This window comes from Geodermatophilus sp. SYSU D00696, assembly GCF_054050235.1.
Window position 1 is genome coordinate 42,595 of the sequence record NZ_JBJGYY010000010.1, and the last position, 19,210, is coordinate 61,804.

Annotated in this window: 14 protein-coding genes and 1 pseudogene; 7 read left to right on the forward strand and 8 right to left on the reverse strand. The window is 71.5% G+C overall.

The features are described from left to right. The first annotated feature begins 76 nt into the window (after positions 1 to 76). Positions 77 to 763: a DUF732 domain-containing protein gene (locus tag ACI79O_RS08520; protein ID WP_456913860.1), complete on the forward strand. Its 687-nt coding sequence runs from the start codon at positions 77 to 79 to the stop codon at positions 761 to 763. 245 nt (positions 764 to 1,008) lie between these two features. Here the strand turns inward: ACI79O_RS08520 and ACI79O_RS08525 are convergent, their stop codons facing one another. Next, positions 1,009 to 1,134 carry a hypothetical protein gene (locus ACI79O_RS08525; RefSeq protein WP_456913861.1) on the reverse strand — a complete coding sequence of 42 codons (126 nt, stop codon included), beginning with the start codon at positions 1,132 to 1,134 and terminating at the stop codon, positions 1,009 to 1,011. Between ACI79O_RS08525 and ACI79O_RS08530 the strand changes: the two genes are divergently transcribed. The 3 genes from ACI79O_RS08530 to ACI79O_RS08540 all read left to right on the forward strand — a co-directional run bounded on the left by ACI79O_RS08530 (position 1,135) and on the right by ACI79O_RS08540 (position 3,927). Continuing rightward, a complete protein-coding gene (locus tag ACI79O_RS08530) occupies positions 1,135 to 1,341 on the forward strand; it encodes a hypothetical protein (protein WP_456913862.1) in 207 nt (68 codons plus the stop codon). A gap of 83 nt (positions 1,342 to 1,424) precedes the next feature. After that, the gene (locus ACI79O_RS08535) at positions 1,425 to 2,630 is read left to right on the forward strand and encodes a hypothetical protein (RefSeq protein ID WP_456913863.1); all 1,206 of its coding nucleotides are present in this window, start codon (positions 1,425 to 1,427) and stop codon (positions 2,628 to 2,630) included. Between the two features lie 91 nt (positions 2,631 to 2,721). Next, entirely contained in the window at positions 2,722 to 3,927 is a 1,206-nt protein-coding gene (locus ACI79O_RS08540) for a hypothetical protein (protein ID WP_456913864.1), read from the forward strand. Between the two features lie 20 nt (positions 3,928 to 3,947). Here the strand turns inward: ACI79O_RS08540 and ACI79O_RS08545 are convergent, their stop codons facing one another. Next, complete coding sequence (locus ACI79O_RS08545; RefSeq protein ID WP_456913865.1) at positions 3,948 to 5,603, reverse strand: FAD-dependent oxidoreductase; 1,656 nt, start codon at positions 5,601 to 5,603, stop codon at positions 3,948 to 3,950. A 127-nt stretch (positions 5,604 to 5,730) separates the two neighbouring features. On the opposite strand from ACI79O_RS08545, the gene ACI79O_RS08550 reads away from it, so the two are divergent. After that, positions 5,731 to 6,249 carry an HAD domain-containing protein gene (locus ACI79O_RS08550; RefSeq protein ID WP_456913866.1) on the forward strand — a complete coding sequence of 173 codons (519 nt, stop codon included), beginning with the start codon at positions 5,731 to 5,733 and terminating at the stop codon, positions 6,247 to 6,249. A 93-nt stretch (positions 6,250 to 6,342) separates the two neighbouring features. Here the strand turns inward: ACI79O_RS08550 and ACI79O_RS08555 are convergent, their stop codons facing one another. The 4 genes from ACI79O_RS08555 to ACI79O_RS08570 form a co-directional block, all read right to left on the reverse strand. Further along, the gene (locus ACI79O_RS08555) at positions 6,343 to 7,440 is read right to left on the reverse strand and encodes a DUF475 domain-containing protein (protein WP_456913867.1); all 1,098 of its coding nucleotides are present in this window, start codon (positions 7,438 to 7,440) and stop codon (positions 6,343 to 6,345) included. A gap of 56 nt (positions 7,441 to 7,496) precedes the next feature. Beyond that, on the reverse strand, positions 7,497 to 8,138 hold the full coding sequence (locus ACI79O_RS08560; protein WP_456913868.1) for a TerD family protein: 642 nt from the start codon (positions 8,136 to 8,138) through the stop codon (positions 7,497 to 7,499). A gap of 86 nt (positions 8,139 to 8,224) precedes the next feature. After that, positions 8,225 to 8,887, reverse strand: coding sequence for a TerD family protein (locus ACI79O_RS08565; protein WP_456913869.1), 663 nt, complete (start codon positions 8,885 to 8,887; stop codon positions 8,225 to 8,227). A 447-nt stretch (positions 8,888 to 9,334) separates the two neighbouring features. Next, on the reverse strand, positions 9,335 to 9,844 hold the full coding sequence (locus ACI79O_RS08570; RefSeq protein WP_456913870.1) for an HNH endonuclease: 510 nt from the start codon (positions 9,842 to 9,844) through the stop codon (positions 9,335 to 9,337). A 94-nt stretch (positions 9,845 to 9,938) separates the two neighbouring features. Here ACI79O_RS08570 and ACI79O_RS08575 point away from each other — a divergent pair. Continuing rightward, positions 9,939 to 10,839: pseudogene (locus ACI79O_RS08575) on the forward strand (phosphorothioated DNA-binding restriction endonuclease). 16 nt (positions 10,840 to 10,855) lie between these two features. On the opposite strand, the gene ACI79O_RS08580 reads toward ACI79O_RS08575, so the two are convergent. Then, positions 10,856 to 12,043: a thermonuclease family protein gene (locus ACI79O_RS08580; protein WP_456913871.1), complete on the reverse strand. Its 1,188-nt coding sequence runs from the start codon at positions 12,041 to 12,043 to the stop codon at positions 10,856 to 10,858. A 414-nt stretch (positions 12,044 to 12,457) separates the two neighbouring features. On the opposite strand from ACI79O_RS08580, the gene ACI79O_RS08585 reads away from it, so the two are divergent. Continuing rightward, positions 12,458 to 13,126, forward strand: a complete 669-nt coding sequence (locus ACI79O_RS08585) for an HD domain-containing protein (RefSeq protein WP_456913872.1) — start codon at positions 12,458 to 12,460, stop codon at positions 13,124 to 13,126. A 172-nt stretch (positions 13,127 to 13,298) separates the two neighbouring features. Here the strand turns inward: ACI79O_RS08585 and ACI79O_RS08590 are convergent, their stop codons facing one another. Continuing rightward, entirely contained in the window at positions 13,299 to 18,920 is a 5,622-nt protein-coding gene (locus ACI79O_RS08590) for an AAA domain-containing protein (RefSeq protein WP_456913873.1), read from the reverse strand. Positions 18,921 to 19,210 lie beyond the last annotated feature (290 nt).

The following is a 19,210-nucleotide window of genomic DNA, read 5'->3' on the forward strand; positions in this document are numbered from 1 at the left end:
CAACAGGCTGGTGACACTCACGGCGAGCCGCCGGCTCATCAAGACACACGTCACCAGGCGCGCACGGTGCGCGGGGATGGGGCAGCCACCCGTCGAGGGCACCGTGGTCGACGACGCGGTACCGGAGGTCCGGCGCCTGCCCGCGGGGAGGGCCGCTCGTGAGACGGCGGTTCACCGGGCCGAGATCCGGGACATGGCCGCCCACGTCAACGCGGCCGACGACGAGGCGGCGCCGGTGACGGCTGCGACCACCGAGCTGCCGGAGATCGAGTCCGACGCCCCAGCCGCTCGGAGCTCCGGACGAGCCGGCGTCTGGGTGGCCGTCCTCGCCGCGCTTGCCCTGACCCTCGTGGTCGTCCTCGCGAAGGCCTCGGCCTTCTCCGCCGAAGAGGCCGCCGAGACCACCCGCGCCCCCGAGGTGGCACAGGAGCCGGAACCGACGGCGACCTACTCGGGACCCTCGACGTCGATCCCGCAGACTGACGAACAGCCGGCCTCCGGGAACGGGAACCCGTACGGCCTGCCCGCCTCCGTCGTCGAGCAGACCTTCCTCGAGTCCATCCACGCCTCCGGCCTGTCGGCGTACGGGCCGGACAGCGAGCAGGTCGAGCTCGCGCACGTCATGTGCGGAGCGCTCGACCGCGGTGCCTCGTCCGAGGACGCGATGGACGCGCTCATGAGCTCGGGGTACTCCAGCACCACGGCCGGCGCGTACTTCGGACTGGCCGTGGCGTCCTTCTGTCCCGAGCACAGCACGTGGTGAGCACTGCGCCGCCGGGCCTCTCGCCGTCCTGATCGACGGAGTCAGCGGCTGCCCTCCCGCCAGGTCGGGCTGACGGCGCTGGTGACCGTGCGCAACCACGAGGACGGCGACGCCGACGACGTCGTCCTGGCGCGGTACGACACCGACCTGCAGCCCGTCGGCGAGCCCGTGGTGCTGGTCGGCGAGGAGGTGGGCACCGGCCATGCGCTCGCGGTGCTGACCGACGGGACCGTGCTCGCCTCGGTCTACGCCGGCGGGTACGAGACCGGCCGGGCCCTCCTGCTCACCGTGCGGAACGACGCCGTCGTGGCGAGCACGGGGTCCTGCCCGGCCCGGCGCCCGACCTCGCCGTCGAGCCGGGCGGGGGGCACGTGTACCTGTCCCACGGGCGCCCGCAGAGCCCCGTCGGCGTGGCCACGGTGGACCTCGCCACCGGGCAGGTCGTCGCCGACGTACCGGTGTGCGCGGACGGGACCCCGGCGCCGGTCGCCCTCGCCGCGGACGGCCGGACCCTCGCCTCCGCCGCCGGCTGCTGGGACGAGCACGACCACCTGGACCCCGCCGTCCTGGTCGGCTGAAGCGGGGTCCACGTGATCGCCAAGTGGGCGGCAAGCCGCGCGGCCGAGGGTGCGGAGGACCCCACAGCCCAGGAGGCCCACGCATGCGCCCGACCCGGCTCGGCACCGCCGCGCTGCTCAGTTCCGTCCTCGTGGCGGGCTGCTCGTCCACCGTCGCCGGCTCCGCGCTGCCGGCCGGCGCCGGGCCGTTCACCGAGGTCCTCGACCGGATCGACCTCGCCGACGTCGACGACCAGCTCGACCTCTACGACGTCGCCGCCACCCCCGACGGCTCGTTCGTCGCCCTGCTCACCGGCAACCTCGGCACCGCCAACCGCCAGGGCGGCGCGCTGGTCGAGCTGGTGCCCGGCGACGACGGCCTGACCGTCGGCGCCGTCGTCGAGGGCGCGCCCTACGCCGGGGACGGCGCCGGCGGCGACCTGTACGTCGCCGACGACGGCACCGTCGTCGCCGTGGGACCCGTGCTCGCCGGTGACGGCAGCGACGACGAGGACCGGGACCTCGCGCTCACCGTCCTCGAGCCCGGCGCCGGGCGGGCCGACGTCGTCCACGTCGCCGCCGATCCCGACCTCGGCACGCCCGACGAGGCCACCGGCGCCCTCTCCCCCGACGGCGGCACCTTCTACGCGAGCCTGCGGTGGGAGACCCGGGAGGACACGTACGTCAACCGCGTCGCCGCGATCGACGTCGCCACCGGCGCGGTGCTGGCGAGCGACCAGGTGCGCGTGCCGACCGACAGCGTGGCGGTCGTCGACGAGATGGCGGTGCTGCCCGACGGCGGGGTGCTGGCGCTCGTGCAGAACACCAGCGACAGCGCGGGCGAGGTGTCCGGCGCGCAGCTGGTCGAGTACGACGCCGAGATGGAGCTGGTCGGCGAGCCGGTCGAGGTGGTGCCCGACGCGTCCTACGACCTCGGCTACACCCTCGACGTCCTCCCCGACGGCACCGCGGTGGTCACGGTCGTCGTCGGGGACGACGGCGACGACTTCCGCCTGATGACCGTCCGGGACGGCGCGGTGCAGGACAGCGCCGCGATCCCGGGCAAGCCGTGGGACGTCGCCGTCGACGCCGCCGGGCGCCACGCGTACGTGAACCACACGCGGGCGGAGAACGGGGGCGCCGTCGCCACGGTCGACCTGGCCACCGGCGAGGTGGTCGCCGGCGTCGTGCTCTGCGAGGAGCTCGGCACCGGGTCCGACCTCGCGCTGGCCGCCGACGGCAGCAGCCTGGCCGCGAGCGCCGCCTGCCCCGGAGTGGACTCCGGGAGCCCGCTGTACCTGCTCGGCTGACGGCCCGGCGCGGAGTGATCCACAAGGGGCCCGCAAGCGCGCCCGCCCAGTGTTGCCCGCACCAGCCCCCGCACCCCAGGAGCACCGACCCATGCGCCCGTCCCGGCTCCGCGCCACCCTGCTCGGTTCCGCCGTCCTCGTGGCCGGCTGCTCGTCCGCCGTCGCCGGCACCGCCGCGCCGACCGGCGGCGGACCGCTGACCGAGGAGGTCGGGCGGGTGCAGGTCGACGCCCAGGTGGAGCGCGACGTGCGCCTCACCGACATCGCCGCGACGCCCGACGGCGGCTTCGTCGCCCTGCTCACCGGCGATCTGGGCGCCCCGCCGCGCAGCCTGCTCGTCGAGCTCGTCCCCGGCGACGACGGCCTGACCGTGGGCCGCACGATCCAGGGCGCGCCGTTCGCCGACCTCGGCGAGGTGCACGTGGCGCCCGACGGCACGGTGGTCGCCCTGGCACCCGTGCTGCCCGAGCGCGGTGACCCCGGCAGCGGCGACGGCGGCCGCGAGCAGGACCTCGCCCTGGCCGTGTTCGCGTCGGGCGCCGACCGGCCGGAGGTGGTGCGCGTCGCGGCCGACGCCGAGCTCGGCACGCCCGACACCGGCACCGGGGTCCTCTCCCCCGACGGCGCCACGCTGTCCGCGAGCCTGCAGTGGTACGTCGACGGGGGCACGGTCAACCGGCTGGCCACGGTCGACGTCGCCACCGGGGAGGTGCTCGCGTCGGCCGAGCCGCAGGTGGCGACGCCCGGGCAGGCGGTGGCGCGGGACGTCGCGCTGCGCCCGGACGGCGGGCTGGCGGCGCTGGTGAGCGTCGACCGCGACGCCGAGGGCAGCGTGGACGGCGTCGTGCTGGCCTCGTACGACGCCGAGCTGCGGCCGGTCGGCGCGCCGGTGGAACTGGTCGAGCAGGAGGACAGCACCGGCTACGCGCTGCAGGTGCTGGGCGACGGGGCCGTGCTGGTGTCGGTGCTCGCCGGGGACCGGGAGACCGGGTCGGCGCAGCTGGTGACGGTGCGGGACGGCGCCGTGGCGGAGGTCGCTCCCCTGCCCGGGCCGGTGATCGACCTGGTGGTCGGGCCCGGCGAGGAGCACGTGTACGTGCAGCACGACACGGCGGAGGACGGGGTGGCCCTGTCGACGGTCGACCTCGCCACCGGCGAGACGGTCGCGGAGGTGCCGCTGTGCGACGACGGCATCGCGGCGCCGGTCGCGGTGGCCGCCGACGGCAGCGCGCTGGCCGCCGGCGTCGCGTGCCTGGACGGGCGGGAGTACCAGGACCTGGCCGTCCTGCTCGGCTGAGCCGCCGGTGCCCGGGCGGGTCAGGACGCCAGCAGCCGGTGGACCTGCTGGATGGCGATCGAGCCCTCCCCGACGGCGGAGGCCACGCGCTTGACCGACCCGTGCCGCACGTCCCCGGCGGCGAGCACGCCCGGGATGCTGGTCTCCAGGGGGAACGGACGGCGCCCGAACGCCCGGACGGCGTCGTCGCTGAGGTCCCCGCCGGTCAGGACGAAGCCGCCGTCGTCCTGCTCGATCCTCGGCGGCAGCCACTCCGTGTGCGGGATGGCGCCGATCATGAGGAAGAGGGCGGCGGCGCCGACCTTGCGCTCCTGGCCGTTCCTCCGGTCGCGCAGCACCAGGTGCTCCAGCTGCCCGCCGCCCCCGCCGTCGACGACCTCGGTGCTGGTCCGGACCTCGATGTTCGGGGTCTCCTCGATCTGGCGGACCAGGTAGCGCGACATCCCGGCGTCGAGGGACGCCGCCCGCACCACGAGCGTCACGCAGCGGGCGTACCGGGCCAGGTGGACGGCGGCCTGTCCCGCGGAGTTCGCGCCCCCGACGACGAAGACGTCCCTGCCCGCGACGCGCGGCGCCTCCGAAGCGGCGGCGCCGTAGTACACCCCGGCGCCGCGGAGCGCCTCGAGGGGTTCGACACCGAGCCGGCGGTAGCTCGCCCCCGTGGACAGGACGACCGCGCGGGCGACCACGACGCCGCCGGTGTTCAGCCGGACGACGACGCCGTCGCGCTCGGCCTCCAGGCTCGTGGCGCGCTGCATGAACGCGAAGCGGGCGCCGAAGACCCACGCCTGCTGGTAGGCCCGGCGGGCGAGGTCCGCGCCGCTGATGCCGCGAGGGAAGCCGAGGTAGTTGCGGATCGCCGAGCTCGACGTGGCCTGCCCACCGAGGCCGCCGGAGTCGATGACCAGGGTGCGCAGCCCCTCGGAGGCGCCGTAGACGGCCGCGGACAGGCCGGCGGGGCCGCCGCCGACGACCACGAGGTCGTACTCCGTGCGGTCGGGGGTGACCGCGGTGCCCGACGCCCGCGCGATGTCCACGTCGCTGGGGTCCTCGAGGATGTGGCCGTTGGGCATGACCATGAGCGGGAACCGCCGCTCACCCGCCTCCGCGAGGCGGGCGCGTCCCTCCGCGGAGCCGGCGAGCAGGAACCGGTGCGGCATGGCGCAGCGCTCGAGGACCTCGCGCATCTCGTAGGCCCGGCCCGACCAGCTCTCCCCGATGACGTCGATGGTGTACGGGGTCCGGCGCTGCGAGTCGGCCCAGCGCAGCAGGAAGCTCGACATCGCCTGGTGGAACTGCTCGTCCGGCGGCTCTGCAGGCCGGAGGGCGTAGTGGTCCATGCGGCCGCCGGCGATGGCCTCGAAGATCGCGTCGCCGGCGTCCGGGTTGCCCAGGCGGCCGTAGCCGATGAGCAGGACGCGCTGGGCGTGCGGGAAGAAGGAGCGCACCTGCGCCAGCAGGTCGGTCCCGGGTGAGCCGGCGAGCCGCTCGGCCGCCAGGACCAGGGCGACCTGCTCGCCGGCGGCCGCGAACTCCTCCAGCCTGCCAAGCGCCTCGCGCGGTGTGTCCAGGCAGCAGATGCGGTAGTCGCGCTGGTACCGGTTGCGCAGCTCCCGCTCGACGTCGCGGAGCAGGGCGGGGGCGTCGTCGACCGCGACGATCAGCGGGGCGCTCATGTCGTGCTCCCACACATGTGCCCGAACGGTAGGAGCGGGCGCCCGGTGGGACCAGGCGCGAAGGTCCCTGGTGACGCTGCAGGTGGTCCCGCTCGACCGAGCGTCACCGCGGGGTGCAGGATCGGGCATGGGCTCGACCGGCGACCGTCCGATCCTGCTGCTCGACGTCGACGGCGTGCTCAACACGCCCCGCCGGGAGCTGCCCGAGGGCTGGCGGCGGGGCACGTTCAACGGCTACGTGCTGTCGTGGGACCCGACGGTGACGGCGCGGCTGCGGGAGCTGCACGAGTCGGGCCGGGTGGAGATCCAGTGGCTGACCACCTGGACCACCGACGCGGACCGGCTGCTGGCCGAGCCGATGGGGCTGCCGCGGGGGCTGCGGACCCACGCCCGCGCCGACTCCGCGCCGACCGGCTTCCTCGGCGTGTTCGGCGGCGCGTCGGGCTGGTGGAAGCTGGAGGCCGCCCGCGAGGTCGCCGAGTCCGAGCCCGACCGGCGGATCGTGTGGATCGACGACGACCTCGCCGAGCAGGCCGAGGACACCGGCGACTGGCTGGCCGCGAACCCGCACGTGCTCGTGGTCGCGCCGGACCTGTACGTCGGGCTCACCCACGAGCAACTGGACGAGATCGAGGCGTGGCTGTGACGCGCCGCTGACCGTGCCCTGCCGGTAGGGAGCCGGAAGACGCCGGCGCCCCGGCCGCGAGTGCGGCCGGGGCACCGGGTCGTACGGGTGGGATCAGACCGAGACGGTCTCCCGTTCGGGCTGCGGGTCCTCGTCGGGCGCCGCACTCACCTGCAGGGCGTCCTCCCGCCGCTGCGCGATGACACTGGCGACGACCGCCGCGACGATGAACAGCAGACCGCTGAGGCCGGTGACGTACTCGCTGATGTGGAACCGCAGCTCGAGGATCATGATCGCGGCCAGCACACCGATCGCCCACATCGCACCGTGCTCGAGGAAGCGGTACTGCTCCAGCGTGCCCTTGTCGACCATGTAGATGGTCAGCGACCGCACCCAGAAGGCGCCGATCCCGAGGCCGAGGGCGATGATCAGGATGTCGCTGCTGATGGCGAAGGCGCCGATGACGCCGTCGAAGGAGAACGACGCGTCGAGCACCTCGAGGTAGAGGAACGCGGCGAAGCCAGCTCCGGCGACGGCCTTGGTGGCCGTGGCGGTGGCCGACGGCGTCGACTCCCCGTCCTCGTCGTCATCGGACTCCATCAGCTCGTTGAGCCCGCCGATGAGCAGGTAGGTGAACAGGCCGGCGAGGCCCGAGACCAGCACGGTGGCGTACTTGTCGTCGTCGGCGATCTGCGAGCCGACGTAGATGACCGCCAGCGCGATAACGATCGACAGGTAGGGCAGCTTGCCTGCCTTGGCGAGAGGCCGTTCCAGCCAGGCCAGCCAGTGAACGTCCCGCTCCTCGTCGAAGGCGAAGTTGAGGAAGATCATCAGCAGGAAGATCCCGCCGAACGTGTAGATGGCTTCCGCCGAGGCCTCGACGTTGCGGGCGTAGGCCTCCTGGTCGGTGAGCGCCAGGTCCCACACCTCGGGGATCGACAGCTGCGCCGTCACCGAGACGAGGAGGATCGGCAGCAGCAGGCGCATGCCGAACACGGCGATGAAGATGCCGACGTAGAGGAACAGCTTCCGCCACAGCGGACTCATGTTCCGGAGGACCTTGGCGTTGACGACGGCGTTGTCGAAGGACAGGCAGACCTCGAGGACACCGAGGACGGCGACCGCGAGGAGTGCAGCCGGTCCGCCGAAGACGACGGCGGTCACGAGGGCGGCCGCCGTCAGAAAGACGGAGAAGCCGAAGTAGCGGATCAAGGGATGCCTTTCAGGTGACGCATCGTGGGCGGTCGTGAGTCGGTGTGGTAAGCGGACTACTTGCTGCCGGCCGTCCAGCGCAGGCCCCAGCCGTACGCCCTGTCCAGGTGGCGCTGGCTGCCCTTGAGGTAGCGGATCTCCCGTTGGATGTTCAGCTGCCCCCGCTCGTTCGACAGCATGGCGATCGCACAGAAGCGGGTGTCCTGGCCGTGGTCGTCGAGCTTGACCGTGATCTCGTTGCCGTTCTCCGTGTAGAGCGTGACGACGCCGTCCGCGGCGCCCCAGTTCGGGGCGCCGTCGTAGATATAGGCGAAGACGAGGATCCGCTTGATCTCGTCGAGGTGGTCGAGGTTGACGACGAGGTTCTCGCCGCCGGCGTTGGTGCCGGACCGGTCGTCGCCGTCCAGGAGGACGTAGGGCGGCCAGTCGAGGTCCCCGAAGGAGTTCCCGAGCGCTTGGACTACGCCCTTGTCACCGTCGGTGGTCTCCCACAGGCAGCCGAGGTCGAGGTCGACCGCCTCGGCCTTGCCGAAGAACCCGCGCCCGGGACGCTGGGTCCAGTTGAGGTTGATGCGCATCTGTCCGCGAGCGCCTTGCGCCTTGGACAGCGAGACGGATGGAGCCGCCTTCGTCAGCGTGACCTTGCCGAGGGAGACGCCGCCGGGCTTCTGCTTCGGCGGACGGGTGTAGTCGACCATGACCTGCCTTCTCGAGGTGTCTGCAGAGGAGAGGTCGCGGCCAGCCCGCGCCGGGTGGCGCGGGCTGGACCACGGTGAGGGCCGGGTCAGCCGACGTTGACGCCGAAGTCCTGGGCGATGCCACGGAGACCGGAGGCGTAGCCCTGGCCGACGGCGCGGAACTTCCAGTCGCCGTTGTGCCGGTAGAGCTCGCCGAAGACCATCGCCGTCTCCATCGAGGCGTCCTCGGTGAGGTCGTAGCGGGTGATCTCGCGGCCGGTGATCTGGTCGACGACGCGGATGAAGGCGTTGCGCACACCGCCGAAGTTCTGGCGGCGGTTGTCGGCGTCGTGGATGGACACCGGGAAGACGATTTTCTGAACGAACTGCGGGACCATGGTCAGGTCGACCTGGATCATCTCGTCGTCGCCGTCGCCCTCACCGGTCAGGTTGTCGCCGGTGTGGAGGACGGAGCCGTCGGGGCTGCGCAGGTTGTTGTAGAACACGAAGCCGGAGTCGTCCGGGGTAACCCGGCCGCTGGCGTCGAGCATGATCGCCGACGCGTCGAGGTCGTACTCGAAGTTGGAGAACGAGTTCACGTCCCAACCGAGACCGACGTTGATGGCCCTGAGGCCGGGGGCCTCCTTGGCCAGCGAGACGTTCCCACCCTTGGCGAGGACGACAGTCATGTTCTTCTCCCGTGGTGTTCCCGGCTGCAGGTAGCGCGCCGTGCGACGCCAGGTCCGCTTGGTCCGGAGCTGGCCCTTCACGTCCGCTCGAAAGACGCTGCTCACCTCGAGTGGTTGGGCAGTGCCCGAGCGTCAGAGCTGGACGGCCGAGGATGCTGCCTCACGGCGACTCGGAACACCACCGTCTGGCGCCCCGTGCGGGTGATTTCCGGGACGGCCGTGTCCGCTGGGTCATCTGAGCAGAACCGTGGCGGGGACGAGACCGGCGGAGTCGGCTCCGCATGGCGCCTTCGAGGGGTCGCATAGCTGTCCCCACCGCGTGACTCATCGTCGTCCTCGCCACCGCGTTGCCCATCCACCGCCAGACGCGCTGGAGAGCGGATGGCTGCGACGGATGCTGACCTCAGCGACGAGGCCGGCGGGTACAGGTACACCGCGGAGCCAGACTGCTCTGTGGGTCTCCAGCACCCCCGCGACGCCCGACAGCAGTCTCGTCGCCCTGCTCGCCGCAGACGTCAACGCGGATGATCAAGCACGCTGCTCCTCCGGCCGCCCGTGCCGGACGATGACGGTCGGCACACCGGCCGGGAAGTAGTCCAGGCGTCGCCGTGCCAGCCGCTCGAGCTCCCAGGTCCACGGCACGCGCGCTGCCTTGCGGGTGTTGTGATGCGGGCAGAGCGCCTGCCCGTTGGCGACGCTGGTCGACCCGCCTCGGCTGTGCGGGTGCACGTGATCGGCCTGCAGGTCCTCCGTGGCCTGGCACCGACTGCCGAGCCAGGAGTGGTGTTCGCAGCGGTGACCCGCCCGCTGGAGGATCAGCCGCTTGTCCGCCCGGAGGAAGCACCGTTGCGGATCGCGACGGCTCCTCCCGTGAAGCAGGCCGGGGACCCTCCGAACAACGGCGTTCAGGAGCAGCAGGCCCACCAGCGCACCGAGCCACGGCTCCGCCGCGAGGTGGTGCAGCAGGCCGCCGAGTACGCCATCGCCGACATCCGCCGGGTCGACCACCGTGGACGGTTGAGCGAGGAGGGCGGGCACGGCTTCGACGTCGGGCGCCCGATCGGCACCCTTGAGCGCCGCGCCGGAGGTTCACCCGGCCGTGTGGGATGCCGGTCGGCGATGGTCAGCAGCCATGGCAGGTCTCGACGTCCAGGATCGGGAGATCCTCGACAGGCTGGCGTCGCTACGCCAGCACCAGCAGGACGGCCGCCGCTCCCCCCACAAGCCACTGCTCGTCCTCCTTGCGCTGAGCCGGCTCGCGGCCAACGGGTCGAGCGAGCTGCCGTGGGACGTCGCCGAGTGGGAGCTCGCGGACCTCATCGAGGAGTTCGGCCCGCCGTCGAGAACCGGCAAGGCGCAGAGCGCCGCCTACCCCTTCACCCGCCTGCGCTCCGACGGTGTCTGGACCCTCGACCGCGACGTCCCCATGGACACCGTGAGCCCGCTGTGAGCCGGCGTGACCGGGCGGCTGGAGGCGTCCCTGGAAGCAGCGCTGCGGTCGCGTCCGGGACTGGTCGACGAGGTCCCCGTGTGCTGCTGGAGGCGCACTTCCCGGCCACCGTCGCACCCGACGTCCTTGTCGCCGTCGGACTCGACGCCGAGTTGCTGCACGGCGGCACGGTCGCGCCGGCGACCGGTCGGCGTCGGAGCAGTGCCTGGCCGGCGCAGGTGCTGGAGGCGTGGGACCGGCAGTGCGCGTTCTGCGGCTTCGACGGTCAGGTCGGTGGCGTCCCCGTCGGCCTGGAGGCGGCGCACATCCGGTGGTTCACCGTCGACGGACCCGATGAGCTCGACAACGGCCTGGCGCTCTGCTCGTTGCACCACAAGCTGTTCGACCGCGGTGTCCTCGGCCTCGACGACCACCTGACACTCGTGGGGTCCCACGCTTCTCGGCCCGTACTCCGCACGGCCGGACCGTCTACGAGCTCCACGGCCGCCGGCTGAGGCCACGCCCGGGGACGCCGACTCCCGCTACTCGCCACATCGTCTGGCACCGCGAACAGGTGTTCCACGGGCTCCCGCTGGCCGCCTGAGCGCTGCCCGGAGCCCTCAGCCGATGGGGAGCCGAGTCACGCAGTCGATCTTGGTGTAGCGCCGGCCCTGGTCGTCCAACGACGTCCCGTGCGGCCCGTAGGCCCGGCATCCCGTGTAGCCGTCAGACCCGCCGGTCGGGGCGGGCGCGGGTTGCGGAGCGGGCGCCGGAGCACCACCGCCGGACCCGGACGACGGAGTCCGTGAAGTAGAGCCCGTCGACCCTCCACCCGAGGAAGGACGCGAGGACGTGCTCGGCTGCGAAGCCCTCTGAGCGGCTGCCTCCTCGGCCGCCTGCCGGGCGGCTTCCTCGGCTGCTTGCCGAGCAGCCTCTTCGGCCGCGCGGCGAGCCGCCTCCTCGGCAGCACGCCGTGCCTCCTCGGCAGCACGCGCCTCCGCTTGGACTCGTGCCTGCGACTCGGCGAGCGTCGCGTCGTTGGCGTCCCGCGCGGACGTGAACTCCGTGTGCCTGGCCACGGCCCGCTCCCTCAGCCCGGCCAGTGCGTCGGAGTCGAACGCGACCAGCGGGAAGGTCTCGGGATCGGCGCTGAGGACATCGATCAGCTCCGAGGCAGTAGCGAGGAGCTCCTCGATGACCTCTCCGGCTGCTGCGATGTCAGCGGGCGAAGCGGTCGATGACATGGGCGCGGGAATGGGAGTGTTCTCGAGAGCTGCCACCTGTGCGGAGAGCGTGCACTCGATGCCGCCGGCATAGAGCCCCCGTCCGTACTGCTGCGCCTCCGCGTGAGCGGTGCGGACCACGTCTAGGAATCGGACGTTGTCGCCGACCGCGATGGGAACGGCGTAGCCCTCTCGCGCGATGTCAGCGTTCATCAGCCTCCCGCCGAGGAAGACGCCAGCCAGTTCGCGGCCGTAGCCATCCTCTCGCTCGACGTCGTATTCGAGGCGCACGGACGTACCCGGCGGGAGCCGAGACTCGAGGTAGGCAGTCGCCTCGGGACCCATGCACTGCACCGGCTGGTCGGGGTCGACGGACTCAGGCGTGTCGATGTTCAGCAATCGCACTCTGTGCTGGGCACCGTCGTACAGGACGTCGATGGTGTCACCGTCCACGACATCGACGACCGTCGCCTCGACGGAGTCGCCCCAGGGGCTCACCGCGATGACGCCACCCACCGCCACCGCCCCTGCGAAGGCGGGGATGAGGACCTTGGGTGTGGTCAGGGCGTTCAGGAGCGTCGACACGTGTCCTCCGAGAAGCGATCATGAGCCGCGACATCGTAGGGACCAGCCGTCCTTGAACGGACCCCGCCGGCCCACGGCCGCCCTCATCGAGTGACTGTTGGCTCGGATGTGAGTGGCGCCCCCGGCGGATCACGGCCTCTCGGGTGCTGACGGCAGTTCACTGACCCAGTCGCCGATCGGGAGAGATCGGGAATGGCGCCGCTGCAACGAGAGCTCCGCGACCGCCCTCACCCGTGCGACGGATTCGACTGAGGTGAGGTTCGTGCGCTACTGGCCGCCGATCCCCCACGTGTGGGACCGATGGCGACGATCCCTGCCAGCCCAGCCGCCACACGACCGGGTGACCCACGGAGGACGCCGCGGTCACTGATGGTTGTACGAGGTGGTGGTTGCAGTGACGAGAGGACGGGACGGATGACGACGCTCGAGGACCGCAAGACGATGGGCAGCGGCCCGCTGTCGACCCGCTACGACGAGGCGCTGGCGTACGCGTCGGAGCACCATCGCAAGCAGCTGCGCAAGGGCTCTCGGGTGCCCTACATGACGCACCTGATGAGCGTCAGCGCCTTGGTGCTGGAGCACGGCGGCAGCGAGGACCAGGCGATCGCCGGACTGCTGCACGACGCGGTCGAGGACGCGCCGAAGGGCACCGGTGGCGAGGTCCTGGCCGAAATCCGGAAGAAGTTTGGCGACGACGTCGCGGACATCGTGCGGGCCTGCTCGGACGGGCTGGACGCGGACGGTAACCGCAGCGGGACATGGGCCGAGCGGAAGCGACCGTACGTCGCGGGGCTGCGGGACAAGCCGCTTGACGCCCTGCTGGTGACCACCGCGGACAAGACACACAACGGGCTCTGCATCGCCGCCGACGTCCGCCGCTACGGGCAGGACTTCTGGTCGACGTTCAACGCCTCACGCGAGGAACTGCTCTGGTACTACACGAGCGTCGAACGGGCCGTGGCCGAGCGGCTGCCCGGCCACTCGATCACCGCGGCTCTGCAGCGGGCGGTCGCCGAGTTGCTCAGCGCCGCAGGCGTCAAGCGGACCGAGGTCCCCACGGATTTTTCAGCGATTGTCCCTTAATTAGATCGGCCCCACCGACCGGACGAACCTGACGGAATTGCCATCTAAGGGCATGTCAGCCACGTTGGCATGGTGAGATGTCAGTGGCCGCCACGTTCTCCGCAGGAGTTCTTCAACCCCGCTCTCGGCCGCCCAGACAGCACTCTTCCGTTCTCTCGTGCAGCTCATCGTTCTAGCCGCCGCTTGGCGTGTGCCCGAGGTCTTGGAGCCGTTGACGCGCCCGCTCGACTTCCGCAGATGTGAAAAGAGATGTGAATCGGGGATCCAAAACCGCCGCTTCAGCGCTTAGATTGAGCAAGCCTGCTTCCCACAGCGTGGCCAAGCCGTCGTGCACCTTGGCCTCGGCCAACAGTTGGCGCGCTGCCCGCCATCCACCTTGTTCGTTCATCATCCGTTGAAAGTAGGTAGGGCGGTAGCCCGTGCGTCGGGTGACCTCTGCCATGTCCCGACGCAAGCGTCGATCGAACTCCAACTTCGCCTTCTTGGAGGCCGCCGGGGATTCATCCTCAACTTGCGCTGAGGTGCTGCTCGGCACCTGCGTCGCCGAGGACAGCCCGCGCCCCTCATCATTCAGCGCGGGCAGCACATACCTCGCGCTCCGTCCCCAACCGCGCTGGTCGAGCCGGCCCTCTGCGCTGAGGCTCCGCAGGATCCACAAGGCTTCACCCGGGTCAATACCCAACTGGCTGCAAACGAGCTCCGTCGTCAAGCCCGTTGTCCCTACGAGGGCCAGGACGGACTGCCGGATGCGGTCCGGTTTTAGCTCATCCGCTGCAACCGTCCGCGGTTCGACGACGGCTGGGCCTGAGCCGCTATCAAGTGCTCCGCTTTCATCCGTCGGGACAGCATCTGCGGACGTGACGGCCGCGGGGGACATGGGGCCGTCCCTGTCGGGACCTGCTGCGCTGGAGCCCGTGAAGGCTACTGCCAGCGAGCCCTTCCCTGATTGGAGGCGGACGTAGTGCGTCGCTCTCGTGGCCCCGCGACGCTCGAGCAGACCCGCCACGGTCATGCGCGTAAGCAGGAGTCGAGCCTCCTCGGGTGTCACCTCCAGGAAACGGCGGACCATCTCGGTGTTCACCGCGCCATGAGCCGCTAGCTCTAGAATCAGCCGCTCCGGATCCCCCTTCTCTCCGCCGTCGCCTCGGACGATCTCGAGCGCTTCCTGCAACCGTTCGTCAAGCTGGGCTTTGACTGGGCGCGAAGAGGCGACTTCCGACGGCGCGGATCTCTGCGGTGCCGGCTCCGGCATGGCCGCGCCGACTGACTCCACCGCAGTGGTGGCGGTCGGAGATCCGATGGACGGGGAAGCCTGATCCGCCGCATTGGCGTAGTCGGAGAGTTCCTCTTCGTCACCTTCGGCGGTGTTTGGCGACTCAACCGGCGCCCAGTCCGCAGCGATGCCATCACCGGTGGCAATCCGTGTGGGGCCGATGCCGCGTCGGTCGAGGGTGAGCCACAGGTCAGCGAGAGCTGCCTCGGGGTCCAAATAGAACCGGGACTCACGGATGCGCCAGAACTGCCAGCCGCAGCGGCGCAGCTCGAGCTCGCGGGCAAAGTCGTTGGCCAGCTGCTCCGGCGAGCTGTGCCATGCGTCGCCATCACACTCGACGGCGAGCTTGCCCTGCGCACCGGTGATGACCAGGTCGATGCGCCGGCCGTTCACCTCGACCTGCGGGGTCACGTGGTAGCCCCGCTGCTGGATGCGCCGGAAGACCCGCTGCTCGAAGAGGCTGTCGAAGTCGGGGTGCCGCTCGTCCTCGGGCACGTCCTCGGGCATAGGCGCCGCTGCAGCAACCGGCACTGACGTCATGTACGTGAGGAGCTGGGCCCGTAGGTCGTCGGCCCGCAGCTGGTCGGCCATCACCGAGTGGAAGAGCCACAGCTGGTCTCGGGCGCGTGAGGCAGCGACGTTGAAGCGGCGACGGGCGTCAAGGGAGGTCTGCGCTGACCGATTGTGGTCGGGCGCGGTGACCAAACTGAGCAGGATGATGTCGCGCTCATCCCCCTGGAAGTCCGGTGGGGTGCCGATCCGGATGGCCCGCCGCTCCCACTCCTCAGGATCGACGCGGCTGAGCAGCGCGTCGCGGATGACGTCGACCTGCGCCTGCCCCTGCAGGACCACGACGCCGAAGGTCTTGCGGTCGTAGGCCGGATCCTGCAGACAATCGACGAGGACTTGGACCACCGCCTCGGCCTCGACGACGTTGCGCAGCTGCGCGTTGGCGCCCTGGATGTAGGCGCCGGGGACGAAGGTCGACCGCAGCGGCGGCAGCCGGTCCGCCCCGTGCTGCCGGACCGGCACCAGCGGCGCATCGCGATAGAACATCTGCGACGACCACGTGATGATCTCCGGCATGCAGCGGAAGTGCTCGCGCAGCCGGATGACCTGACCGAACCGGGTCCGCAGGAGCGAGAAGACGCTCGACCGCGGCGTGAAACCCGACCGCAGGTAGTTCGGGACGTCAGGCAGCAGGGTGTCGAGGCGGTCGAAGACCTTGTCGAGCGCCCCGTGCTTGACCTCGGACGGCGTGCACTGCTTGTCGTCGCCGACCACGATCACCCGCGGGGCGAGCCACAGCAGGAACAGGTTCTCGATGCCGACCTGGCTGGCCTCGTCGACGATGACGACGTCGAAGGCGCCCTGCTGCGGCGGGATGGAGGCGAGCACCTCCTGCAGCGGCATGACCCAGGCCGGCACAGCGCCCTGGGCCCCCGTCATGGCCTCACGGGCGGCGAGCCGGTAGCGCTGGGCGTACTTCCCACTGCCCTTGCCGACGTTGGCCATGCTGTCCCGGTAGGCCTGCAGCGCGGTCACCTGGCGAGCGGTCATCCGCTCCATGCAGGCCTGCCACGCCCGCTGGGCCGCCAGCTCGGCGGTCAGCTTGGCGATGTCGCGGTCGACGCCGGCGAGCTGCCGGTCGAGTTCCTCCTCCCGCCCAGGCGCGGTGCGCTCCCGGACGAAGGTCGCCGCCCGCGCCCGGTCCCAGGCCGCCTCGAGCTGCGGCAGCCGCTCGGCCCAGACGGAGTCCGTGGCCGTGTCCCGGAGGAGGGCGAGCAGCGCCGGCGCAGTTACCCCCAGCCGTCCGGCGAGCTCGTCGCAACGCGCCTGAGCGCGCTGCTCGCGGCCGGCGAGGTCCAGGTTGTGCACCGCTGCCTCGTAGGTCAAGGCGTCGGCCGCCCGCAGCGCGTCGACCGCGGCGTCGAGCTCGGGTGCACGTTGCCCACGCTCGACCGTGCCGACCAGCGCCGCGGCCAGCCGCTCCAGTTCGTCGGTCGCGCGCCGGGCGATCTCGACGTCGGCGAAGACGGTGGTGACGTCGACAAAGCCGCGCACGCCCACGGTCGTGACCAGGTCGACCCGTGGCATGGCGGGGATGCCCGCCAGTTGCTGCGTGAGCTGGTCCCGAGCGACACGCAGAGCCTCGATCGCCGCGATCGTCCCGACCACGCGGTGAGCGTGGGAGATCTGCAGCGGACGCGGCCCACCGACGCCACCGGGGATGCCGAGCATGCCGGTTGCCGAGGCGAACGCCTGGAGCCGCGCCAGCGACAGCAGGTGCAGCGAGACCAGGTGTGCCTGCTCGGCCGTCGTCACCGGCTGACCGTCGACGGTGGCCAGTGGCAGGTGCGGCTCCGCGGCCTTCTGCTGGTCGCTCTTGAACAGCTTCTTCAGGGCGCCGCCGCCGTGCAGGTACGCGGCGAGGTGGGCGAAGACCTGGCCGGTCGGCGCAAGAGGGGCCTCACCGGCGTACTGGACGTCGCGGAAGCCGATCTGCTCGTGCATCCCGCGGGCGTCGTCGACGAGCTGTCGCGCCTGCCCGATCTGCTGCCAGAGCAGTTCGTTGTCGCGGCGCAGGACGGTGTCGAGGACGGGCATCGCCCAGCTCGCGTCCGTGCCGCTGGCCAGTCCGGCCAGTCCGTCCCGGATGTCCCCGCAGACCCGCACGAGCGCGGCGAGGGTGGGTGCGTCCAGCTGACCGAGCACGTCCGCCAGCGGCCCTGACTGGGTGGCGCGCGCCTCGGCGCCTCGGGCGACCTCCTTCGCCAGCCGGCGCGCCACAGCGAGTTCGGGCAGCGCCGACGCTGGGGGCATGACCTGGTCGCGACGGCGACGCCGGAGCTCCGTGTCGGCGGGCAGCTCGCGGCGGAGCTCGTCGACCTCGGCCACCGTCAACGGCAGCACTCCGGTGGCGGGGACGGGCATCCAGTTGCTGGTGTCCCCCGCCGCAGCGACGCGTTCGGCGATGCGGGCGAGGGTGCCGGCGTAACCGGGCGCGACCTCCGGGTGCTGGTACGTCTCGGACTCACGCAGTGAGCGGATGTCCTCGAGGACCCGAGCACGGCGACCACGGGCCTGGTCCAGCTTGCCGGCGAGGTCGTGGATGACGCGCTGGGATCGATCGCGGTTGTAGGACGAGTGCTCGGAGGCCAGCCGGGCGACGCTGTGGCTGAGCTCGGTGGAGCCACCGCGGCCGGCGTCGGTAATCGCGACGCAGAGCTCCTGCATCTCGGCGGGCAGCTTGTCGCGCAGCACCTGGAGGGCCTGCGCCTTCTCGCTGGTGACCAGGACCCGCTGGCCGCGCGCGAGCAGGGCCGACATCAAGTTCGCGATGGTGTGCGTCTTGCCGGTACCGGGCGGCCCCTCGACGACGACGCCGGTGTCCCCACGCAGCCGCCGGATGATCTGCGCCTGCTCCTCGTTGGCGGGCAGGGGGAACAGCGGGTCGTCGGCCACGTCCGCCCCAGCGGTGGCACCCGTGGACTCGAGCCAGGCCACCCGCTCGTCCGCCTCGATTGACTCGACCAGCTGCGCCAGTCCCAGCGGGACCGGCTCACCGTCACCAGCGAGGGTGCGCTCGATGTCGTTGTAGTACTCCTGCAGGGCATAGGCCCCTCGCCGGCGCAGGACGACCGCCGGAGTCACCGTGAGCGACAGCCTGCCCGGTGCCGGCACCGTCCAGTCAGGCTCGACGTCGACCTGCCGGAGCAGCGCACGGCCCGCCCACTCCTTGAGGAACGTCAGGGCGTTGTCACTGGCCGGACGGACGTCGAGGTCGGCGATCCGGCTGCGGAGCACGGAGGTGCCACCGTCGTCGAACACACCGTCGAGGCCGGCGAGGACGCGGCCGTCCTCGAGCGCCGTGCCGGACGAGGACGGGTCCAGCCGGACGACGGCGTCTCCGGTCTCGACCTCGATGTCGATGACGACGCGGTGCGTGAGGACGTGCGTCCGGACACCGGCGTCCGGGAGTTGCAGCAGACCTCCCGCCAGGACCGCCTCGATGCTCTCGGGGTTCTCGAGCGTCTGCTGACGCATGGTGCGCAGCTGGTCGTAGGTGCGGTGCAGGACCCGCTGGGGACGGTCGTGCTCGGCCCACGCCTGCCAGACCGGCAGCCAGCGCTCGTAGGCCGCGGTGACCTCGGGGTGGTCGTCGGGCGACCCCCGGGCGCCGTCCCGAGCGGGACCCTGAGCACGCAGCCGGGGAGCCTCGAGGGAGCTGTCGTCGCGCTCGGGCAGCGGGATCCAGCCGTGGAGGACCTCCGGCACCGCCGGGGACGGCTCGAGAACGACGCGCGGTAGGCGGAGCAGGACGGCACCCGCGCCGACCTCGCCGTCGACGGCGGCGAGGTCACGCACACCGTCGAGCCACAGGTGGTCGAGGTGGCCGCTGATCTGCCGGACCGGCACGGCCCGAGCGGTCACCAGGTCCTTGAGGAACTGGATGAGCCGGTTGACCTTGTCCTTGAGAGCCGGGTCCTTTGCGCGCATGGCAGCCGGCAGCGTCGACAAGCTGTTCCCCCGTAGTGGTGAAGCGCAGTTCCGAGCCGAAACGGTTCGCGAGGACACGCTAGAGCGCCCCACTGACAGGGGCCAGACCCGCGCACCAGAGTCCATCGCTGGCGCCACGGGAGGCCCATGGGTCAACGATCGGGTGGCTGACTGGGCGCCTGCGTCGAGTCGCAACACCTCATGTCGTTCCGGTGCCATACGGTTCCGCACCAGCGAAGGACAGCAGTGGCTCGCGGAAGGACCGTTCTACCTATGGACTCCCCCGATGCCGTTGTCGACCCCTGGGTGGT